At 62.2% G+C, this 20654-nt stretch carries 18 protein-coding genes; 1 reads left to right on the top strand and 17 read right to left on the bottom strand.

Annotated features, from left to right (window positions below):
• Positions 1-165: 165 nt before the first annotated feature.
• Positions 166-1605 carry a pyruvate kinase gene (pyk, locus tag B5F19_RS04650; protein ID WP_087288453.1) on the bottom strand — a complete coding sequence of 480 codons (1440 nt, stop codon included), beginning with the start codon at positions 1603-1605 and terminating at the stop codon, positions 166-168.
• Between the two features lie 178 nt (positions 1606-1783).
• Positions 1784-2965 carry a pyridoxal phosphate-dependent aminotransferase gene (locus B5F19_RS04645; RefSeq protein ID WP_087288452.1) on the bottom strand — a complete coding sequence of 394 codons (1182 nt, stop codon included), beginning with the start codon at positions 2963-2965 and terminating at the stop codon, positions 1784-1786.
• Between the two features lie 377 nt (positions 2966-3342).
• Here B5F19_RS04645 and B5F19_RS04640 point away from each other — a divergent pair, with 377 nt between their 5' ends.
• Entirely contained in the window at positions 3343-4107 is a 765-nt protein-coding gene (locus B5F19_RS04640; protein ID WP_087288450.1) for a phosphoenolpyruvate-utilizing N-terminal domain-containing protein, read from the top strand.
• Positions 4108-4510: 403 nt separating this feature from the next.
• Here the strand turns inward: B5F19_RS04640 and B5F19_RS17045 are convergent, their stop codons facing one another.
• From B5F19_RS17045 to mraZ, 15 genes are all read right to left on the bottom strand, one after another.
• Positions 4511-5038 (bottom strand): hypothetical protein, encoded by a 528-nt coding sequence (locus tag B5F19_RS17045; RefSeq protein ID WP_140394154.1) that lies wholly within the window; start codon positions 5036-5038, stop codon positions 4511-4513.
• A gap of 51 nt (positions 5039-5089) precedes the next feature.
• Complete coding sequence (locus B5F19_RS04635) at positions 5090-5527, bottom strand: hypothetical protein (RefSeq protein ID WP_087288449.1); 438 nt, start codon at positions 5525-5527, stop codon at positions 5090-5092.
• Positions 5528-5668: 141 nt separating this feature from the next.
• Positions 5669-6346 carry a DUF4367 domain-containing protein gene (locus B5F19_RS04630; protein ID WP_087288447.1) on the bottom strand — a complete coding sequence of 226 codons (678 nt, stop codon included), beginning with the start codon at positions 6344-6346 and terminating at the stop codon, positions 5669-5671.
• On the bottom strand, positions 6343-6873 hold the full coding sequence (locus tag B5F19_RS04625) for a sigma-70 family RNA polymerase sigma factor (protein WP_087288446.1): 531 nt from the start codon (positions 6871-6873) through the stop codon (positions 6343-6345). Before B5F19_RS04625 ends, B5F19_RS04630 begins: the two co-directional genes overlap by 4 nt.
• Positions 6874-6963: 90 nt before the next feature.
• Positions 6964-8124 (bottom strand): cell division protein FtsZ, encoded by a 1161-nt coding sequence (gene ftsZ / locus B5F19_RS04620; RefSeq protein ID WP_087288444.1) that lies wholly within the window; start codon positions 8122-8124, stop codon positions 6964-6966.
• A gap of 253 nt (positions 8125-8377) precedes the next feature.
• Positions 8378-9274: an FtsQ-type POTRA domain-containing protein gene (locus B5F19_RS04615; RefSeq protein WP_087288443.1), complete on the bottom strand. Its 897-nt coding sequence runs from the start codon at positions 9272-9274 to the stop codon at positions 8378-8380.
• Positions 9275-9321: 47 nt separating this feature from the next.
• Complete coding sequence (gene murA, locus B5F19_RS04610) at positions 9322-10575, bottom strand: UDP-N-acetylglucosamine 1-carboxyvinyltransferase (RefSeq protein ID WP_087288441.1); 1254 nt, start codon at positions 10573-10575, stop codon at positions 9322-9324.
• A gap of 127 nt (positions 10576-10702) precedes the next feature.
• Complete coding sequence (gene murG, locus B5F19_RS04605) at positions 10703-11824, bottom strand: undecaprenyldiphospho-muramoylpentapeptide beta-N-acetylglucosaminyltransferase (protein WP_087288439.1); 1122 nt, start codon at positions 11822-11824, stop codon at positions 10703-10705.
• A gap of 109 nt (positions 11825-11933) precedes the next feature.
• Entirely contained in the window at positions 11934-13121 is a 1188-nt protein-coding gene (locus B5F19_RS04600) for an FtsW/RodA/SpoVE family cell cycle protein (RefSeq protein WP_242972698.1), read from the bottom strand.
• A 133-nt stretch (positions 13122-13254) separates the two neighbouring features.
• Positions 13255-14244: a phospho-N-acetylmuramoyl-pentapeptide-transferase gene (mraY, locus tag B5F19_RS04595; RefSeq protein WP_087288437.1), complete on the bottom strand. Its 990-nt coding sequence runs from the start codon at positions 14242-14244 to the stop codon at positions 13255-13257.
• 64 nt (positions 14245-14308) lie between these two features.
• Positions 14309-15808 carry a UDP-N-acetylmuramoyl-L-alanyl-D-glutamate--2,6-diaminopimelate ligase gene (locus B5F19_RS04590; RefSeq protein ID WP_343219413.1) on the bottom strand — a complete coding sequence of 500 codons (1500 nt, stop codon included), beginning with the start codon at positions 15806-15808 and terminating at the stop codon, positions 14309-14311.
• A 71-nt stretch (positions 15809-15879) separates the two neighbouring features.
• Positions 15880-18351, bottom strand: a complete 2472-nt coding sequence (locus B5F19_RS04585; RefSeq protein WP_242972697.1) for a penicillin-binding transpeptidase domain-containing protein — start codon at positions 18349-18351, stop codon at positions 15880-15882.
• Between the two features lie 124 nt (positions 18352-18475).
• On the bottom strand, positions 18476-19033 hold the full coding sequence (locus B5F19_RS04580) for a hypothetical protein (protein ID WP_087288434.1): 558 nt from the start codon (positions 19031-19033) through the stop codon (positions 18476-18478).
• Between the two features lie 43 nt (positions 19034-19076).
• A complete protein-coding gene (gene rsmH / locus B5F19_RS04575) occupies positions 19077-20036 on the bottom strand; it encodes a 16S rRNA (cytosine(1402)-N(4))-methyltransferase RsmH (protein ID WP_087288432.1) in 960 nt (319 codons plus the stop codon).
• A 3-nt stretch (positions 20037-20039) separates the two neighbouring features.
• Positions 20040-20453 carry a division/cell wall cluster transcriptional repressor MraZ gene (mraZ, locus tag B5F19_RS04570; protein ID WP_087288430.1) on the bottom strand — a complete coding sequence of 138 codons (414 nt, stop codon included), beginning with the start codon at positions 20451-20453 and terminating at the stop codon, positions 20040-20042.
• Positions 20454-20654: the final 201 nt, after the last annotated feature.

Here is a 20654-nt window from a genome sequence, read left to right as displayed (position 1 = left end):
TTCATTTGCCCTGATTGTATCACGGTTCCCGTGTACAAACAAGGGCCCGTCGGTGTCTAGTGTGTCCGATTTTTCCCCTATATTTCACACTTGCTCCTCCCGGCGAGCTTCGAAACACAAAACGGCCGTCCCGGTTGGGACGGCCGTTTTTATGGAGCGGTTGCCTTACAGCAGATCCTCCTCGTTGACGATCTGCGCCTTGATCAGGTTGGTGGAGCCGCTGCGGCCCAGGGGCACGCCGGCGGTGATGACCACGGTGTCCCCGTTCTGGACCAGCCCCTCCTTCAGGGCCACCTCCACAGACATGGAGAAGATCCGGTCGGTGGAGGTCACCTCGCCGGTGAGGAAGGGGATGATGCCCCAGGAAATGGCCAGCTGGCGGCGCACCTTCTCGTGCATGGTGAGGGCGGCCACCGGGCAGGAGGGGCGGAACCGGCAGATCATCCGGGCGGTGCGGCCGGAGCTGGTGGCCACCAGAATGGCCTTGGCATCCAGATCCTTGGCGGTGAGGCAGCAGGTGTGGGTGATGGCGTCGTCGATGTTGGAGGCGGACACCCCCATCATCTTCTCAAAGCGGCGCCAGTAGTGGATGGACTGTTCGGCCTCCTCCACGATGCCCACCATGGCGGACAGGGCCTCCACCGGGTAGTTGCCGTTGGCAGTCTCGCCGGAGAGCATGACGCAGCTGGTGCCGTCAAAGACGGCGTTGGCCACGTCGGACACCTCGGCGCGGGTGGGGCGGGGGTTGCGGATCATGGAGTCCAGCATCTGGGTGGCGGTGATCACCGGCTTGCCCAGGCGCAGGCCCTTGCGGATGATCTGCTTCTGCAGGATGGGCACCCGGGCGGCGGGGATCTCCACGCCCAGGTCGCCCCGGGCCACCATGACGCCGTCGGCGGCCGCCAGGATCTCGTCGATGTTGTCCACGCCCTCCTGGTTCTCGATCTTGGCGATGATCTTCACGTCCTGGCCGCCGAACTGGTCCAGCACCTCCCGGACCGCCTGGACGTCGGCGGCCCGGCGGACAAAGGAGGCGGCGATGAAGTCAAAGTCGTGCTCCACCCCGAACTTGATGTCGCTGACGTCCTTCTCGGTGAGGGCGGGCAGGTGGATCTTCACGCCGGGGATGTTGATGCTCTTGTTGGCGGACAGGGTACCGCCGTTTTCCACGGTACAGTGGATGTCCTGGCCCTCAATGCGGTCCACCTTCAGGGCCACCAGGCCGTCGTCAATGAGGATCTCCTGGCCGGGGCCCACCTCCTTGTGGAGATTGGGGTAGGTGACGGAGACCAGCCCGGCATTGCCCGCCGCCTCCCGGGTGGTCAGGGTGAAGGAGGCGCCCGCCTCCAGGGTAATCGATTTGGTATCAAAGCTCTTGATGCGGATCTCCGGGCCCTTGGTGTCCAGAATGGTGGCCACCGGACGGCTCATGGCGTCCCGGACGTTGTTCAGCTTGTTCAGGCGCTGCAGATGCTCCTCGTGGTCGCCGTGGGAAAAGTTGAAGCGCGCCGCGTCCATGCCGGCACGGATCAGCTTGCGGATCAGCTCCTCGTCGTCCACCGCGGGGCCAAGGGTGCAAATCACTTTTGTTTTTCTCAAAGTCATACAATTCTTCCTCCTACGGGAATTTGATTCTTTTTTTCTCTTCTTTTCCATGTTAATCATACTAGACGGGCATGGGGTTTGACTAGGGGAAAAACGATGAAAAAAGCCGTCCGAAGCCCATAAAAATCAGGCAAAGCGGTACGTTGCGCCTCCGCTTTGCCTGTATTTTACGCCGATTTTATCGATACGAATCAGCCAGCTCCTTAAATTTCGGCAGCGCCCGCTCAATCATCTCGGTCTGGACGCAGTAGGCCAGCCGGAAGTGGCCGGGAGCGCCGAAGCCGGAGCCGGGCACCAGCAGCAGGTCGAACTGCTTGGCCCGCTCGCTGAAGGCCATGTCGTCGCTCTCCAGGCTGCGGGGGAACAGGTAGAAGGCCCCGCCGGGCTCGGCCACATGGTAGCCCATCTCCCGGAGGGCGGACACCAGAAGCTTGCAGTTGTGCTCGTATACCGACAGGTCGGAGGTCAAATCGCAGCACAGGGAGGTCACCTGCTGGAACAGGCTGGGGGCGTTCACATAGCCCAGAGAGCGCCCGGCCCCCGCCACGGCGGCGTAAACCTCCTTGGAGTCGGTGACCTTGCCGGGGACCAGCACATAGCCCAGGCGCTCGCCGGGGAGGGAGAGGGACTTGCTGAAGGAGTAGCACACGATGGTGTCGTCGTACAGATGGGGAATCCAGGGGGCCTTCACGCCGGAGAACACGATCTCCCGGTAGGGCTCGTCGGAGATGAGGTAGATGGGGTGGCCGTACTCGGCCTCCTTCTTTCTCAAAATGTCCGCCAGCCGCTCCAGGGTCTCCTGGGAGTAGACCACGCCGGAGGGGTTGTTGGGGCTGTTCACCACCACGCCCTTGGTGTGAGGGGTGAGGGCCTGCTCAAAGGCGGCGAAGTCGATCTGGAAGTGCTCGATCTCCGGGGGGATGAGCACCATCTTGGCTCCGGCCCCCTCGATGAACACCTTGTACTCGGGGAAGTAGGGGGCGAAGACGATGAACTCGTCCTCCGGGCAGGTGAGGCCGTTGAACACGCAGCACAGGGAGGCTGCCGCGCCCACGGTGAGGTAGAACTGATCGGCGGTGTAGTCCCCGCCGAAGCGCCGGTTCAGGGAATCGGCAAACCGCTGCCGGGCGGCGGCGTCCCCCTGGGCGCTGGTGTAGCAGTGGATCAGGTCGGGCTGCTCCTGCAAAATGCGGATAGCCGTCTCATTCACCTGGGGAGGGGCGGGGACGCTGGGGTTGCCCAGGGAGAAGTCATACACGTTCTCCCGGCCGACGACGGCGGCCCGCTGGTTGCCGTACTCAAACAGCTCCCGGATCACAGAGCGGGCGGTGCCCAGCCCAAGCATGCGTTTGGAAACCATGACACAAAACCTCCTGGAAATCGAAATTTACCAAATTTGCAGCCGCGGGCAGAAAAAAGCTCCCTGCGGCAGGATGGATTTGGTCTTATTATAGCACGACTGTTTAACGCTGTAAAGCGTCGATTTCTCCTCTGTTTTTCGCATTTTTTCCCCGACTTTCCCCAATATACCAGGCAAAATGTTTTCCGTTTCTTTGATCTTACCAAATTTTAACATTCTTTGTTGTGCAATTTTTCCGATTTACAAACTGCACAAATGTCACTATAATCAAAAATACAGAAAGGTCCTTGGCACATTTGCCCTGGGAACAGCCTCCGGTCGAGGCTGCTTCCCTGCGAACAGCCAAACATTTTTCAACGCAGAGGGGCGGTGATCGTATGAAAATCCTGACCGGCAAATCCATTTTGGATCAGGTTGCCTACGGTCCCCTTCGGGTTTACCACCGCCAGCCTTTCCAGCTGGACTTCCTCTCCCACCTCTCCTCGGGGGATGAGGTCCTCCGGTTCCAGGCCGCCCAGCGCCGGGCGGTGCTCCAGCTGGCCGATCTGTACGACCAGGCCGCGCTGGTGGTGGGTCCGCAGGCGGCATCCATCTTTGCCATCCACGCCATGCTGCTGGAGGACACCTCCTTTGTGGACAGTATTTTATCTATCATTCAGACTCAATACACCACCGCGGAATACGCCGTTCAGGTGGCAGGGACCAGTTATTCTGCCGCCTTTGCCGCCCTGGACAACCCCTACATGGCGGCCCGCGGGGCCGACCTGCGGGACATCTCCAATCGGGTGATCCGCCTGCTTTTGGGGCAGAAGACCCCCGATCCCCTGGGGAACCGGCCGGCGATCCTGGTGTCCGACGAGCTCCTCCCCAGCGAGGTGATGGCCCTGGACCGGAAAAAACTGCTGGGTCTGGTCACCTGGCACGGGAGTACCGACAGCCACACCACCATGCTGCTTCGCCTGATGAACATCCCCGGCCTGGCCCAGACTGACATCGGCCAGGAGTGGGACGGCCACCAGGCCCTCCTGGACGGCTCCGCCCAGAGCCTGTACTTAGACCCGGACAAACAGCTGGTGGTGGATATGGGGTTCGGTCCTTCCAAGAATACCAAACGCTCATCCATTATCTTACCAGCCCAGTAAACAGACGCAATGATCAAAATTTAGGCCACCCTGAAACAAAATAGTTTCAGGGTGGCTTCTTTATGATTCAAAAAATACAATATACAATGTCTCTAAATACATTAAAAGCGGTATTGAGCGTTCCAACACCTTGGCTATCTTTGTCCACCTGTCATCTAAGCCACCATAGCAATCTTTCCGAATTATTGGTATCATAATCAGCGATGGGGTTAGTAAAATAAGAGGTAGTCCGAGCAGAATATATGAACGTACTGGAGCAATTAGCCGAGGAACCAATAATTCCACTAAGATTACAGTCCCTACTCCTAAAATATAAAGTATTATTAGCCATAGCATACACTTTATATAAGATTTTTTCATATTTTCTTGCTTCCCCTCAAATATACACAGGTCAAATAGTGTATTACTTCATTATAATTGTGTCTGTTTTGACATCCGTACTTCCATCAATGTATTCAGTAACCACTTTAAAATGAATTTTCTCGCTTACACAGTGTCTATTTGTCTCATCTAACCGATCAACCTGATATCGGTATTCATGCCGACTGGAAACTGTAACCGTATAAAAAATATCATCATCCAATAAAACAGTTTTCAAAGAAGTATAGAAAAGAGCTAATTGTGACACAACCCGTGTAATATATGGGGCCATTGATACATCATCCAAATGTCCCGGAATAGCAGCCGCTACCACACCAAGCAAACCTGCACCAACCACCTCTGCTACTACCGCTGCTTCATAATCTTCGACAGTAAAACTCCTCACAGACTCCACTTTATAATCTGGGGACGAATACTCCGTCACATAATAATAACGGTTGTTATGTGGCTCAATTTCATTTCCATTTGGCATCTTTGCTGCAAAACCGGAGGACACCACTCCCAAAGTCATCGCTAATACTAAAAAGATAGACACAATTCGCTTTTTCATATTTAAAATACTCCTTTCACCACTCAAATACAAGTCATTTCATGCCATGATTTACGCTTTCTTTTCAGACGACAGGATCGTCTGCGTTTCCGACGCGCCGCCCGACCAGGCCGTCACCTCTGCCTTGGCCCGATAGGTCCTGCCTGCGGTCACCGTCTTCGTCTCAGACACCGAGGCCCGCCTGCCGTCGGATTCATCGGACCACGTTGCAACCGTTTCCCAGCTGCTTCCGGATTTCTCCTGGAGCTCAACCACGATGCGGCAGCGGTCCGCCACTCCGGTTTGCCCGGTGACCCACCCATTCACAGCGGCCACACCCGCAGAGATGTCAAAGGTCAAAGACTTCCCTCTTATGAACAATGCATAGGGTGTGATCTCCCCCTGACCGGGCGGGTCAGGGAGCGCCGCCGCCGATACGCCGGGGACCATGCCGCCGCACAGGCAGAGGGATACACACAGGGCCGGAAGGAACGCTTTTTTGTGGAACACTGGAACCACATCCTTTCTTTGGCTTCTACTATATATAACCATCGGCAGCGCCGATTTTGGACACTGTTTTTAAAAATTTTTCCGGCCTGTTGATGAAACAACCCAAAGCCTTGTGCTGCAAGGCTTTGGGCTGTTTTTGTTTTATTGGATCCCTTCCGCGACCCGCTCCAATTCCTCCATGGGAATGGTCCCGGACAAGAGATACACAAACGGTCCCTCCGTCCAGTGGATCGTGCGGTCCACGCCTTTCACGATCCCCAGGGCTTCCGTGCCATGGACCGTCAGGTCAAAGACCTCCGCGTCCTCCGTATCCAGTCCAAGCTGCATTTCCACGCCATCTGCAACCAGGGTCTGACTGAATTCCACAAACGCTCCGTCCGGCGATTCATAATACACATAACATGCTGTCGCACTCTGCTCCCGGCCGGTCTCCTCCATCCCCTCCGGCAGATAGGTGAACGTCAGGTCTCCCGGCTCGTCTGCGGCGGGCGAATCCGAGGTATAGGTAAACTCGGTAAAATCCCGGAGCACCTGCACCACCACCTGGATCACCCGCTCCCGGAAGGCGGCGTCCACGGTCATCAGGCAGGAGAAGGACAGGGTGAGGAACACCAGGGCGAAGGCCGCCGCCCGGCGGCCATAGCGGAGGGCAGAATTGACGGCGGGGGACCGCCGCTGCCGCCGCAGCAGCTTTTCCACCTTCCGGCGGAACTTTGGGGAAAATTCGTGCTCGGGGGCCTGTTCCGGGAGGGCGGAGAGCCACAGCTCACCCGCCTCCGGGGCGTACCGGTCCAGCAGTCCGTCCAGCTCGTCTCTCATACCTCCACCCCCTCATCCTTCAGCGCCTGGCGCAGCTTCTCCTTGGCCCGCTGGAGGGTGCGGGCCACATTGCCCTGGGTCATCCCCAGCAGGGCGGCGATCTCCCGGTCGGAGTACCCCTGCCAGTGCTTGAGCAGAATCAGCTCCTGGTACCGGGGCGGCAGGGCGGCAATGGCCCGGGCCACGGCGCTTCCCTCCTCCAGGACCTCCATCCGGTCCTCCCCGGGCAGCAGCTCCTCCATCAGGGGCAGGCTCCCCCGCCGCTTTTTCCGGTTGTACTCGTTGATGGAGATCCTCTCAACCATAATAACCACCAGGGCCCGGGTTTTTGGACACTCCGGGTCGGAAATTTTTTCGATGTGATTCGCCACACGGACGAAGGCCTCGTGGACTGCGTCCTCCGCGTCCCGGTCGTTGCCCAATATCTGCCTGGCCCGGTAAAACATCAGGTTCTTGTACTTCTCATAGATTCGCTCAAACTTGGACCGGTCCTCGGGCGCGTCAATCATGGCCAGATAGATCAGCATGGACCTGTTCCACCCCCTCGGGCTAAAAAAGGCCCTGGAGCGGCGTTTGCTTCCTCTCCAGGGCCGGTTTGCTTGTCGGAACCGCAGGTCTCAGCGCTTGCGGTTGAAAATGCGCTCCAGAATGTCCCAGTCGTCGTCGCTGACGGCGGCCTTCTCGGCCTCGGGCTCCTGCGCGGGGGCGGGGGCGGCGGGCTGAGCCGCTCCGGCGGCGCGCTGCTCCTCCACACGGGCTCCGGCGCTGGTGAAGGGCTTGCTGCTGGCGGCCGCGGCGGGGGCGGCGGCGGGCTGCTCCTCCTTCTCGTCAAAGCCGGTGGCGATGACGGTGACCCGCAGCTCGTCCTCCAGGGTGTCGTCAAAGGCGGCGCCGAAGATGATGTTGGCCTCGGGGTGGGCGGCCTCCTGCACCAGATTGGCGGCGGTCTCCACCTCCTCCAGGCCGATGTCCATGGAGCCGGTGACGTTGATGAGCACGCCCTTGGCTCCGTTGATGGAGGTCTCCAGCAGGGGGCTGGAGATGGCCATCTTGGCGGCCTCCTCGGCCTTGTTCTTGCCGGCGGCCCGGCCCACGCCCATATGGGCCCGGCCGGCGTCCTTCATGACGGCGGACACGTCGGCGAAGTCCAGGTTGATGAACCCGGTGTTTTTGATCAGGTCGGAGATGGACTGGACCGCCTGCTGCAGCACGTCGTCGGCGATCTCGAAGGCGTTGAGCATGGTGATCTTCTGGTCGGTGGCCAGCTTCAGCCGCTCGTTGGGGATGATGACCAGGGAGTCCACCTTGTTGCGCAGCTCGTTGATACCCCCCTCGGCCTGCTTCATCCGGCGCATGCCCTCAAAGCGGAAGGGCTTCGTCACCACGCCCACGGTGAGGATGCCCAGCTCCTTGGCGATGTCGGCCACGATGGGAGCCGCGCCGGTGCCGGTGCCGCCGCCCATGCCGGCGGTGATGAACACCATATCCGCGTCCTCCAGTGCCTTGGAGATCTGGTTGCGGTTCTCCTCGGCGGACTTGCGGCCCACCTCCGGGTCGGAGCCCGCCCCCTGTCCATTGGTGAGCTTCTCGCCAATCTGGATCTTATAAGTAGCCGCCGACACGGAAAGCGCCTGCTTATCCGTGTTGATGGCAATAAAGTCAACTCCCTTTGTGCCGGTGCGCACCATGCGGTTGACCACGTTGTTTCCGCCGCCGCCCACACCGATCACTTTGATATTTACCACGCTGTCGGGACCCATGTCCATTCCGAAGGCCATTGTCGTTCCTCCTAAGTACAAAGTCAAAATCCCCCACAAGCCTACTTCTTGTGGTCGGAAGAATTGCAAAGTCGATATTTTGTTTTATTGTATCGCTCTTTCTCAGGCAGGTCAAGAGAAAAAGGCGGAATTACAGAAACTTTCCAGCTCAGCTCGCGGAAAATACCTTTTCGTCCAGCCGGCCGCCCCCATCAGAGCAATCAAACATTCTGATGGGTGATTTAACTGAATGAGAACAGCTCAGGACGGCCTCTCAGCTTTCCGCCGGAGTAAAGATCGCGTCCGCCATCTCCTGAGTCAGATCCATGGTGCCGGCGGCCTGGGGCCCCCGGGTCTGGAGGGTATCCTCCACCGCCGCCGAGAGTACCGCCAGGGAGTGGGCCATATCCTCCCCCAGGGGCAGGCGCGCGTCAAAATTCTCCCGGTAGCGCATTCCCACCCAGGTGGAGTGGGTCAGGTCAATGGAGGAGACCTGATCCAGCTCCCCAGCCGCCTCTAGGGCGGAGAGCAGCTCCTTCAGCGTGGCCAGCCGGGACTGCTGCTCCTGGGGCACCGCCAGCATGGTCCCCGCCTGGGGGGCCAGAACCGTCAGCCCGGTGACGGACAGCACTCCGCTCCCCTCCGGCGCCGCCTCCAGCAGCTTGCCGCTGGCGCTGATGAGCCAGGGCTGATCGGCCAGAGCGGGGAGCTCCTCCCCCTCTGCCTGGGAGCTGTCCCCCTGGGCGGAGCTGTCCGCCTCCCCGCCGTCCCCGGACCCGTCCGCCGCCGGCTCCGCCTGCGCCGAATCGTCCCGATAGACCTCCACCTGGGCGGCGGCGGAGATCTCCGTCACCTGGATGGTGAGCGTGCTGGGCAGCCCCCGCTGGGGAGATACCTCCCCCACATAGGGCAGCCGCTGCAAAATCTGCTGGCTGATCTGGTTTTTGTTCATCTGAAACAGGTTGTCGCCGATCTGGACCCCGGAGGCGTCGATGACCTCCTGGGCGGTGTAGCGGCTGTTGCCCACCACCGCAATGGTCTCCACCTGAAAAAAGACGGTGGCCCCCAAGGTGGCGGCGGCCACCAGGGCCGCCCCGCACAGCAGCTTGAACAGCAGGCCGAACCGCCGCCGGCCCCGTTTCCGTTTTCGGTTGTGCCGCATTGACGCCATAGGTGTTCTCCTGCCGCCGCCCCGCGCGGGAGCGGCGTCTTTTTATCTCAGTGTATCAGCCGGACCTGCGCCCCCAGGGCGGTCAGCTGTCCCTCCAGGTCCTCGTAACCCCGGCGGATGTGCTCCAGGCCGCTCACCTGGCTCACCCCCTCCGCCCCCAGGGCGGCCACCACCAGGGCGGCTCCGCCCCTCAGGTCGGTGCTGTGCACCTTGGCGGCGTGGAGGGGCCGACCGGTGACCACCGCCACCCGCCCCGCCAGCTGGATGTCGGCCCCCATCCGGGAGAGCTCATCCACATGCCGGTACCGGCTGTCAAACATATTCTCTACAAACATGGTGGTGCCGGTCCCCCCGGCCAGGGCGGCCATGAGCACCGCCTGGGCGTCGGTGGGAAAGCCGGGATAGGGGGCGGTGCGCACCGGACGGATTCCCCTCAGCCGTCCCCGGCTGTTCAGGGCAATCCGGTCCCCCAGAATCTTGATTTCACAGCCCGCCTCCTGGAGGCAGGCGGTCACCGCCGCCAGGCTGGACGCTTCCGCCCCCTCCAGCTCCAGCCGTCCGCCGGCGGTCCCCGCCGCGCATAAGTACGTGGCCGCCGCGATGCGGTCCCCCATGACGGTGTGCTCCGCCGGGTGGAGGGGAGCCCCCCCTTCCACTGCGACCACCGGGCTGCCCGCGCCGGACACCCGGGCCCCCATGGCGTTGAGGAAGTTCTGCAGGTCCACGATCTCCGGCTCCCGGGCCGCCCCCACGATGGTGGTGGTCCCCCGGGCCCCGCAGGCGGCCAGCATGGCGTTTTCCGTGGCCCCCACGCTGGGGATGGACAGGCACAGCTCCCGCCCCACCAGGCCGCTCCCCACTGTGCAGCGCAGGCGGCCCTGCTCCTCCACGATCTCCGCCCCCAGGCTCCGCAGCGCGGCCAGGTGCAGGTCGATGGGGCGGGGCCCCAGCTCGCAGCCCCCGGGGTAACTCAGCTCCGCCCGGCCCAGCCGGGCCAGCATGGCCCCCAGGAAAATGACCGAGGAGCGCATCTCCCGCATCAGCGGGTCCGGAATGGTCCAGCCCGTGGGCTGGGAGGCGTCCACCAGCAGGGTCTTTTCCTCCCGCTCCACCCCGCAGCCCAGCAGCCGCAGGATCTTCCCAGTGGCCTCCACGTCGGACAGGCGGGGACAGTTGTGGAGGATGCTCTGGCCCGGAGCCAGAAGGGCGGCGGCCAGGATGGGCAGAACGCTGTTTTTCGCCCCCTGGACCCTCAGCCGTCCGGAGAGCGGCACGCCGCCGCGAATTTCAAGATGACTCATGGGATAGCCTCCAATTATATGTTGGATTCAGGCTATCCTATGCCCAAACGCAAAAATTGGTTTCCCCTCTCAGGGACAGGCCGCCCGCGGGACTCCCACCCGGGCGGCAGGCGGCGGAACGCCGCCCCTACTTTTTCAAAAGACCCGCCAGGGTCTGATAGATCTTCTCCCCCGCATCGGGCACCGCCATGGAGTTCAGGGCCCGGATCATGGAATCCCGCCTGGCCGGGTCCCGCAGCAGGGCGGAGGCCTGGTCGTAGAGCTCCATGCCGGGGCAGTCCTTCTCCAGCAGCAGCACCGCCGCCCCCTGCCCGGACAGCACCCGGGCGTTCTTCTCCTGGTGGTTGGCGGTGACGTTGGGAGAGGGCACCAGGATGGACGGCTTGGCAATGGCGGTGAGCTCCGAGATGGTGGAGGCCCCCGCCCGGCACACCACCACGTCGGCGGCCGCCATCACCAGGGGCATGTCGTAGATATACTCCCGCACCTCGATGCCGGTGCCCTCCAGCTTCACGCCCCGGCGGAGCAGCTCCTCCTGCATCCAGGCGAAGTCCCGGCCCGCCCCGTGGATGTGGCGGAAGGGAGCGCCCTCCTTCGCCTCCCGCTCCAGGAAGTCCACCATGCGGCGGTTCATCACCTCCGCCCCCAGGGACCCCCAGTAGGACAGGAGCAGGGGCCGGCCGTCGGCCAGGCCCAGCTTCTCCCGGGCCTCCTGCCGGGTGTAGCGGAAGAAGTCCCCCCGCACCGGGGTGCCGGTGACCACCACCCGCTCCGGGTGGTCGTAGTGGGCGCGGCTCTCCTCAAAGCCCACCATCACACAGTCCACCACCTTGCTCAGGGCCTTGGTGGTGAGGCCGGGGACGGCGTTGGACTCGTGGACGGCGGTGGGGATCTTCCGGCGGGCGGCCTCCTTGACCACGGGGAAGGAGGCGTAGCCCCCGGTGCCCACCACCAGGTCGGGCTTGAAATCGTCCAGAATGCGCCGGGCCTGCCCCTTGGACTTCTGCATGTTCATCAGGGTCCCAAAGTTGTGGGCGATGTCCGCCGGGGCCAGAGAGCGGTGGAAGTTGGTGATGGTCACCGTCTCGATGGGATAGCCCTCCTTGGGCACCAGACGGGTCTCCATCCCCCCGTCCGCCCCCACAAAGAGCACCCGGCAGCCCGGGTTGCGCTCCTGAAAGATGCGGGCCAGGGCCACCGCCGGATTCACATGCCCGGCCGTCCCGCCACAGGTAAACAGAATGTTCATGCAAACACCTCGTTTGAATTAGGAATTAGGAATTCTCTCACCGCCGTATACGTTCAAACCTGCTTGGGAGACAGTCACCCAATTCTTCATTCTTAATTCTTCATTTCCCTCAGTCGTTTTTCGGCGCCCGGATCTGCCGGGAGATACTCAGCACCATCCCCATCTCCGCCAGCTGGATCATCAGGGCGGTGCCGCCGTAGCTGAAGAAGGGCAGGGAGATGCCGGTGTTGGGGATCAGGTTGGTGACCACCCCGATGTTCAGAAACACCTGGACGGCAAACAGCGTGATAATTCCAACAACCGTCAGCGCCCCGAACTTATCCCGGGCGTGGAGGGCCAGCCAGTAGCCCCGCAGGATCAGCAGGGCAAACAGGGTCAGCACCAGCAGTCCTCCCAAAAAGCCCAGTTCCTCCACCACAATGGGAAACACAAAGTCATTTTCCGGCTCCGGGATGTAAAGCATTTTCTGCATGCTGTTGCCCAGCCCACGCCCCAGTAAACCGCCGGAACCCATGGCAATCAGGGCCTGCCGGGTCTGATAGGCCAAGTCCTCCCATGTGCCCTGCCAAAGCTGGATACGGGCCAGCATGTAGGGATTCAGGGCAATGACTACCAATCCCATCAGAAGCACCACTACGCCTCCGGCTGCAAACCAGCCCAGATGGATACCAGCGGCAAAGAGCACCGACGCGCCTCCCGCCAGGATCAGCAATGCGCCGGACAGGTGGGTCTGAAAGACCACCAAGCCAGCCACGATCCCCAGAATCACCATGTAGGGCAGCAGCTCAATAAAGCCAATCCGGTCCAGCAGATTGTAGAACCGGCCAAAAAAGGAGCGGTTTTTATAGCGCTTGTGCTTCTCCGTGTCCCGCTTGCACAGCCGGGCGGCAAAGAACAGGATGACCGAAATTTTAGCGAACTCCGAGGGCTGAAACTCGATGCCCAGCCGCAGCCACCGGCGGGCGCCGCCGTGCTCCACTCCCAAGGGAGTATAGATCAAAATCAGCAGGAAGATAGATCCCACCAGCGCGATGGGGGCCATCCACCGGAAGGTCTGGTAGTTGATCTTGGAGACCACATACATGGCCGCCACTCCCACCCCGGCGAACATGGCCTGACGGGTAATGTAGATCAGCGGGTCCCCGTCGTTGTAGTAGGCGGTGGCGTAGGAGGCGGAGAACATCATAATCAGGCCGATGCCCAGCAGAAGGAGCACCAGCATCAGGAAGGGCAGGTCCATAGGGCCCCGGGCCAGCTGTTCATCGACGGTCAAATCACGTTTGGGCTTTCGGGCCATGGACTGCCTCCTTACTCTCATGTTTTGATACAGACGGGATTTTGCCACAGACAGATTACTATTAGTATTGCCTTTTAGCCGGGGAATTTCGCCGCCGGGGCGGCGAAATTCCCCTCCTGCAAAGGCTTTCCAATTACATGGGATACCGATTCATGACCCCCAGGAACGCCAGCAGGCACAGTACCAGGGTGATCCCGGAAAAGACGCAGAACAGCTTGGTCTCGCTCCAGCCCCCCATCTCCAGATGGTGGTGGAGGGGCGCCATGCGGAAGAACCGCTTGCCGCCGGTCTTTTTGAAGTATACAACCTGGATAATATCGGACAGAACCTCCAGGACGTAGATGAGTCCCACAATGGGGATCATCAGGGGCAGGTCCAGGGCGAAGGCCAGGCCGCACACCGCGCCCCCCAGGAACAGGGAGCCCGTGTCCCCCATGAACACCTTGGCCGGGTGGAAGTTATAGATAAGGAAGGCGGACAGCCCCCCCGCCAGGGCGGCGGACACGATGACCAGGTCGGTGCGGCCGTACCAGGCGGACACCGCCACATAGCAGAGCATCACCGGGATGGTCACGCCGGTGGCCAGGCCGTCCACCCCGTCGGTGAGGTTGACGGCGTTCACCGTCCCCACCATGACGAAGGCGGCAAAGACCATGTACACGATCCAGGGGATGCCCACGATCTCCACATTCAGGAAGGGGATATACAGGTCCGGGGTGAGGTAGCCGTCCCGGCGCATCAGGATGACAAACACAATGGCCGCTGCCAGCTGAAGGAAAAATTTCTGGGGGGCGGTCAGCCCCTCGTTGGCGTGGTGGCGCAGCTTCTGAAAATCGTCCACAAAGCCGATGGCCCCGAACACCAGGGCGAAGAGGAACACCACCAGATGGTTGTGGAGGCCCCTCTGGAGATCCCCCCAGCCGGCGGTGAGCACGGCGATTCCAATGCCCAGAATAAACATCAGGCCGCCCATGGTGGGGGTGCCCTGCTTGGACATGTGCCAGGTGGGCCCATCCTCCCGGATGGACTGCCCCGCCTTCAGGCGGCGGAGAATGGGAATCAGGATCTGCCCGGCGATGGCGGTGACGCCAAAGGCCACAATAAAACTGAGGATATATGTCATCGGTCAAACCTCCAGGAGTTTTCTTTCTCTTGGGCACGCCAATGGGTCGGTTGGCAAACTGGTATTATACTACACCCGCCGGAAAATTTCCAGCCCTTTCCCGCCGCTTGGCCTGTTTTTCAAAATATTCCGCCACGATCTCCCGCTCATCCATGGGGTACTGCACCCCGTTTACCTCCTGATAGGTCTCATGTCCCTTGCCTGCCAGGACGATCACGTCCCCCGGCCGCCCCTGGGCCAGGGCCCAGCGGATGGCCTGGGGCCGGTCGGGCTCGATGTGGATCTCGCCCCCCGGGCCGCCCATGCCGGCCAGGATGTCCTCCAGAATCGCCCAGGGGTCCTCGGTGCGGGGGTTGTCGGAGGTGACCACCGCCACGTCGGCCAGCTCCCGGACCACCGCCCCCATGAGGGGCCGCTTGGTCCGGTCCCGGTCGCCGCCGCAGCCGAACAGGCAGACCAGCCGCCCCGCCGTAAAGTCCCGGGCGGTGAGGAGCACATTCTCCAGGGCGTTGGGGCTGTGGGCGTAGTCGATGAGCACCGTGTAGGCGGTGGGGGTGGGAACCACCTCCACCCGCCCCTTTACCCCCCGGGCGCAGCGCAGGGCGGCGGCGATCTCCCCCAGCTCCAGCCCCAGGCACAGTCCGCAGGAGGCGGCGGCCAGGGCGTTGTAGATGGTGAAGCCCCCGGGGATGGGCAGGTGGATGCGCTGGATGTCCTGTCTGGACACCGCCTCGAACTCCACATGTCCCGGGAAAAGGCGGATATTCTTGGCGGTCAGGTCGGCGGCGTCCTTGTTCTCCGAGTAGGTGAACACGGGGCAGGAGAGCCGCTCCCGGTACCAGCGGCCCGCCTCGTCGTCCAAATTGAGGACTGCCGTCTCACACTGCCGGAACAGCAGGCCCTTGGCGTCCCGGTACTCCTCCATGGTGTGGTGGTAGTCCAGGTGGTCCTGGGTGAGATTGGTGAACACCCCGGCGGCGAAGGTCAATCCCTCCACCCGGTGCTGGACCAGGGCGTGGGAGGACACCTCCATCACCACATGGGTGCACCCCGCGTCCGCCATCTGCCGCAGCAGCTGCTGAACCTCGTAGCTCTCCGGGGTAGTGCGGTGGGCGGGAAGGCGAAGGGCGCCGATCTGGTTTTCGATGGTGCCGATGAGGCCCGCCTTGGTCCCCAGCACCCGCTCCAGCAGGTCTTTGATGAGACAGGTGGTGGTGGTCTTGCCGTTGGTGCCGGTGACCCCCACCAGGGTGAGCTTCCGGGCCGGATGGCCGAACCAGTTGGCGGAGGCAAGAGCCAGGGCCCGCCGGGCGTCGGGGGTCGCCAGCCAGGGCCCTTCCCCCTCCGGGGGCGTCTCACACAGGACGGCGGCCGCCCCCTTTTCCAGAGCCTCCCGGATAAACCGCGCCCCGTCGGTCCTGGCCCCGGGCAGGGCCACGAACAGGGCCCCGGGCTCCAGGGTCCGGGTGTCGTAGGATAAGGAAGAAATTTCCATATCCTCGGTAAAATGCTCCCCCGCGAGGGGGACGCCGTGCAGCAGATTCCACAGCTTCAAAGTTGTCACCCCTCACGGGTGCGGTTTCATTCTCTCTAAATTTTGCGCATTGGGCCTTCCGGCCCTCTTGGGAACACCGTCTAATCCAGTCCGGCGTAGCCGTCCTCCACCACGGTGGAGAACTGTACGTCGATCACCGTGCCGATGGCCGCGGTCTCCCCGCCGGCCACGCTCTGGCTCTGGGCCCGGGAGGAGTTGGTGTAGAAGGTGCTGGTACCGGTGGCCCGCATGAAGAAGCCGGCCGCCTCCAGGGCGTTCTTGGCCGCCTCATAGCTCTGTCCCACCACGTTGGGCACCGTCCCCGTCTCCTCGGGGGCGGCTCCGCCCAGGTAGAGGATCACGGTGGACCCGCCCGGTACGGCGGAGTTGGCGGCGGGCACCTGGCTGGTGACCACATCCCCCTCCCCGATGGTCCGGTAGCTCAGTCCCTTATTGCTCAGCCTGGCCTCCGCGTCGGCCACGGTGTATCCGGTCACCTGGGGGGTGGTCACGTCCACGGCGGCGGACTCCTCCGCCGTGTACTGCTTCTCCACATCCAGATAGTCCAGAATCTGGGCGATCACCTCGCCGGCCATGGGGGCGGCCATGTTGCCGCCGCTGATGTACACGCCGGTGGTGGACCAGTTGCTGCCCGGGGAGGCGGGCTGGGGCTTGTCGTAGGCCAGGAGCACGATGATCTCCGGGTCGTCCGCCGGGGCGAAGCCCATGAAGGAGACGATGGTCCGGTCGTCCTCCTTGGGAATGGTCTCGGAGGAGCCGGTCTTGCCGCCGATGCGGTAGCCCGCCTGATAGGCGTTTCCGCCGGTGCCCTCGGATACCACGGTCTCCAGGATGGCCCGGCAGCGCCGGCTGGTCTCCTCGCTCACCACCTGGCGGATCAGGGTGGGCTCGGTATTCTGAATCACCGCTCCGCTGGCGTCGGAGATGGACTGGACCACATAGGGCTGGTACAGATTGCCTCCGTTGATGACAGCGGAGAAGGCGGTAATCATCTGAATGGGGGTGACGGTAAACCGCTGTCCAAAGGAGGCGGTGGCCAGGGACAGATAGCCCTCCAGGGATGTAATATAGTCCCGGTCCCACACCAGGCCGGTCAACTCCCCCGGCAGGTCGATGCCGGTTTTCTCCTTCATGCCGAAGGCCTCGAAGTAGTCGTAGAACTTCTCCGCCCCCAGCCGCTGACCGATCATCATAAAGGCTGGGTTGCAGGAGTTCTGCACCGCCTCCGCCAGAGTCTGATTTCCATGCTTTCCGGTGCGCTCCGAACAGTAAATTCGGACCCCGTTGACCTCATAGTAGCCGGGACAGTAGAAAGTGTCGCTCTCGCTCACCACGCCCTCCTCCAGGGCGGCGGCCAGCACCAGGGCCTTGAAGGTGGAGCCCGGCTCGTAGGGCTCCCGTAGGCCCTTGTTCAGCCACTGGGTCTCCCGGACGGCGGCATTGGCCTGGGACTGGGCCTGCTGCTGGAGCTCCGCGTCGGTGAGCTGCTCCTCGGCGGGCTTCTGGGCGTTCTCCGCCTTGAGCTGCTCATAGATCCCCTGGACGTTGGACGAGGCCTCGCCCTGGAGGAGACTGTCCATGATCGCCGAGTAGTTGTTGGGGTCAAACTCCGGGGAGCTGGCCATGGCCAGGATCTCCATGGTCTTGGGATTGGCCACGATGCACACGCCGCCGTTGCGCACGTCGTAAGCGGCGATGCCCTTCTCCAGGATCTGCTCGGCATAGGACTGGATGGTGCTGTCAATGGTCAGGGTCAGGTTATAGCCATTGACCGCGTCCACATAGTTGGAGTAGCTGTTGTACAGCTCGTCGTTCTGGGCGGTGCGGCCAGTGACCACCCGGCCGGGGACGCCCTTTAAAATGCTCTCATAGCCCGCCTCCAGGCCGTAAACGCCCCCCTCGCTGTTCACAAAGCCCAGCACCTGGGAGGCCAGCGCTCCGAAGGGGTAGTAGCGCTTGGTGCTGGGGGTGAGATAGAGGTAATAGCCCGTGTTGTTCTCCTCAATGAAGGTGCGGATGGCCTGGGCCTCTTCCTCCTCCAGCTCGGTGAGGAGCACCTCATACTGGGAGTTTTCCTTGGCCATTCGCCGCTCCAGATCGGCCCGGTCCAGGTCGGGGCGGATGGCCATCAGGCCGTCGATGATCTCGTCCCGCAGCTCCTGCACCGCCGCGCTCCAGGCCTCCCCGTCCTCGTTGCCCTCCTCATCGGTATAGTCGCTCCGGTCCACGCTGTTCATCAGGTCCTTGGGGGCCAGAATCAGGTTGTATACGGTGGCCGACATGGCCAGCACATCGCCGTTGGCGTCCAGAATGTCCCCCCGGTGGGCGGACACCGACACGTCCATCAGCTGCTGATCTGTGGCCCGCTGCTGGTAAAAATCGTGGTCCCGGATGGAGATCGTCCACAGCTGGATCACCAGCGGAATGAACAGTCCCACCCCGCACACCAGCATCAAAAACAGGGAGCGCCGGAATACCAGGCGCTTGGACTGCCGGTTGCGGTCGATCCGGCTGTCCCGGTCCTCCCGCTCCCAGCGCGGTCGATTCTGCACGTTGGTCCCTCCTTGTATCTCTGCTCAAAGGCGTCATCAGCGCCAGAAGGGCGCAAGAAAGCCTCCCTTCCTGCGCCCTTATCTCTGTCCCGCCTGCGTTTTATGGTTCCAATTTATGGCTGTGTCACTGAAAATATGCGAACAGATCGCCAAACAGCTCCTTCAGGCCGTCCAGCAGCCCCTGGGGCCCCTGGCTGGTCTCCTCCTGTCCGTACAGCACCACGCTGTCCGGCTCAGACAGATCCAGATAGACGATCTGGTCGTTGGTGGGCCGGACCATGGTGTCCCCCACCGCCGCCTGGATGCGCTCCATGTCAAAGACCTTCTCATACTGGGCGGAGAGCCGCACGTTCTCCTCCTGCAGGTCGCTGAGCTCGCTGCGCATGGTCACCAGCTGGTCGCTGGTCACGATATACTGGGAGTAGCTCCACAGCACCAGGGCGGCAAAAATGCCCACCGCCAGAAAGCCGATCACCGCGAAGGGAGAGACCTCCCCCGCCTCCCGCACCTGGACCCGGGTCCGGGTGAGGGCCCGCTCCCGTTCCCGGGGCCGGACCTTGGGCTTGGGCCGGAGCGTATCCTCCCGCCCGGGGGCACGGACGGCGCTGCCGTCGTAAGCGGGGGCATAGGCTACGCTTCCATAGGTGTCGTATGAGGGTCGGTTGCGGCGGCGGCTTGCCATTCCATTCACTCCGTTTCTCCTTGGTATCCCACAGTCTGCCCGCTCAGGCCCTCCCTGCCGGGGGCTTGAGCTTCTCCGCCGCCCGCAGCTTGGCGCTCCGGGCCCGGGAATTTTCCGCGATCTCCTCCGCCGTGGGCAGAATGGGCTTTCGGGAGATCAGTTTCACGTCCGGAGTCTTCCCGCACACACACACCGGGAAGTCGGGCGGACAGGTACAGCCTTTTGCAAAGGCGGCCAGGCCGGTTTTCACGATCCGGTCCTCCAGCGAGTGGAAGGTGATCACCGCCAGCCGTCCCCCCTGATTCAGCCGGGGCACGGCGGCCTGGATCATCCGGTCCACCGAGGAGAGCTCGTCGTTGACGGCGATGCGGATGGCCTGAAAGCTCCGCTTGGCCGGGTGCTGCTTCTCTTTCAGTGCTCTGGCGGGCATGCCGCTCTTGATCACGTCCACCAGTTCCAGCGTGGTCTCAATGGGGCGCTCCTGCCGGCGGCGGACGATGGCCGCGGCGATGGTCGGGGCGTACCGCTCCTCCCCGTACTGGGACAGGATGCGCCGCAGCTCCTCCTGGGGCCAGGTATTCACCACCTGGGCGGCGGTGAGGCCCTCGGAGCGGTCCATCCGCATGTCCAGAGGGGCGTCGGTCCGATAGGAGAAGCCCCGCTCCCCATCGTCCAGCTGGGGGGAGGACACCCCCAGGTCAAAGAGCATCCCGTCCACCCCGGCGAGATGGAGCCCGTCCAGGATGGCGTCCAGCTGGTCGAAGTTGCTGTGGACCAGGGTCACCTTGTCCATCCACTCCCCCAGCCGCTCCTGGGCCGCGTCCAGGGCCGCCTGGTCCCGGTCCACGCAGATGAGCCGTCCGGTGGTCAGCCGCCGGGCGATCTCCCGGCTGTGGCCCGCCCGGCCCAGCGTCCCGTCCAGGTAGATCCCGTCAGGGCGGATGTTCAGGGCCTGGATGCACTCCTCCAGGAGCACCGGCTTGTGGGTCAACACTTCTTCCATACGCTAGAACCCCAGCTCGCTCATACAGGCGGCCATCTTTTCAGGGGTCATCTCCTCCTCATCCTGATACCAGAGCTGGGCGCTCCAAATCTCCGCCCGGTCGTTGACCCCTAGAATCACCGCGTCCTTCTCCAGCTTGGCGTACTTGCGCAGCTTCTGGGGAATGACGATGCGCCCCTGGCTGTCCAGCTCGCACTTTACCGCGTTGGCAAACAGGGGGCGCATGACCTTGGACTGGGTCATGGGCAGAGAGGCAAATTTTTCGGTGAACTTGTCCCACGTGGACTGGGGGTAGATGGCCAGACAGGTATCAATGCCCATGGCCAGATAAAAGGTGACGCCCAGCTCCTCCCGGAGCTTGGCGGGGATAAACAGACGGCCCTTGGCGTCGATGCTGTGCTCGTACGTGCCGGTCATCTGTGTCACCTCTCCCCCACTTCTCTATCTTTTTATGGGAGACTAATCCACTTTCCCCCACCACGTGTTTTTAGTATAAAAGCTGTTGACATAAAATGCAACCCCTTTTTTGAATTTTTCCCAGAAAAAAACCGCAGGAATCCTGCGGTTTCGTCTCTTTTCACGACTAAAACATTCGTTCTATTCAGTTGACAGAACAAC

The organism is Pseudoflavonifractor sp. An184, assembly GCF_002160305.1.
GTDB classification, from domain to species: Bacteria; Bacillota; Clostridia; order Oscillospirales; family Oscillospiraceae; genus Lawsonibacter; species Lawsonibacter pullicola.
The sequence above is the reverse complement of the archived record's forward strand: the minus strand, read 5'-3'. Positions and strand labels throughout refer to the sequence as shown.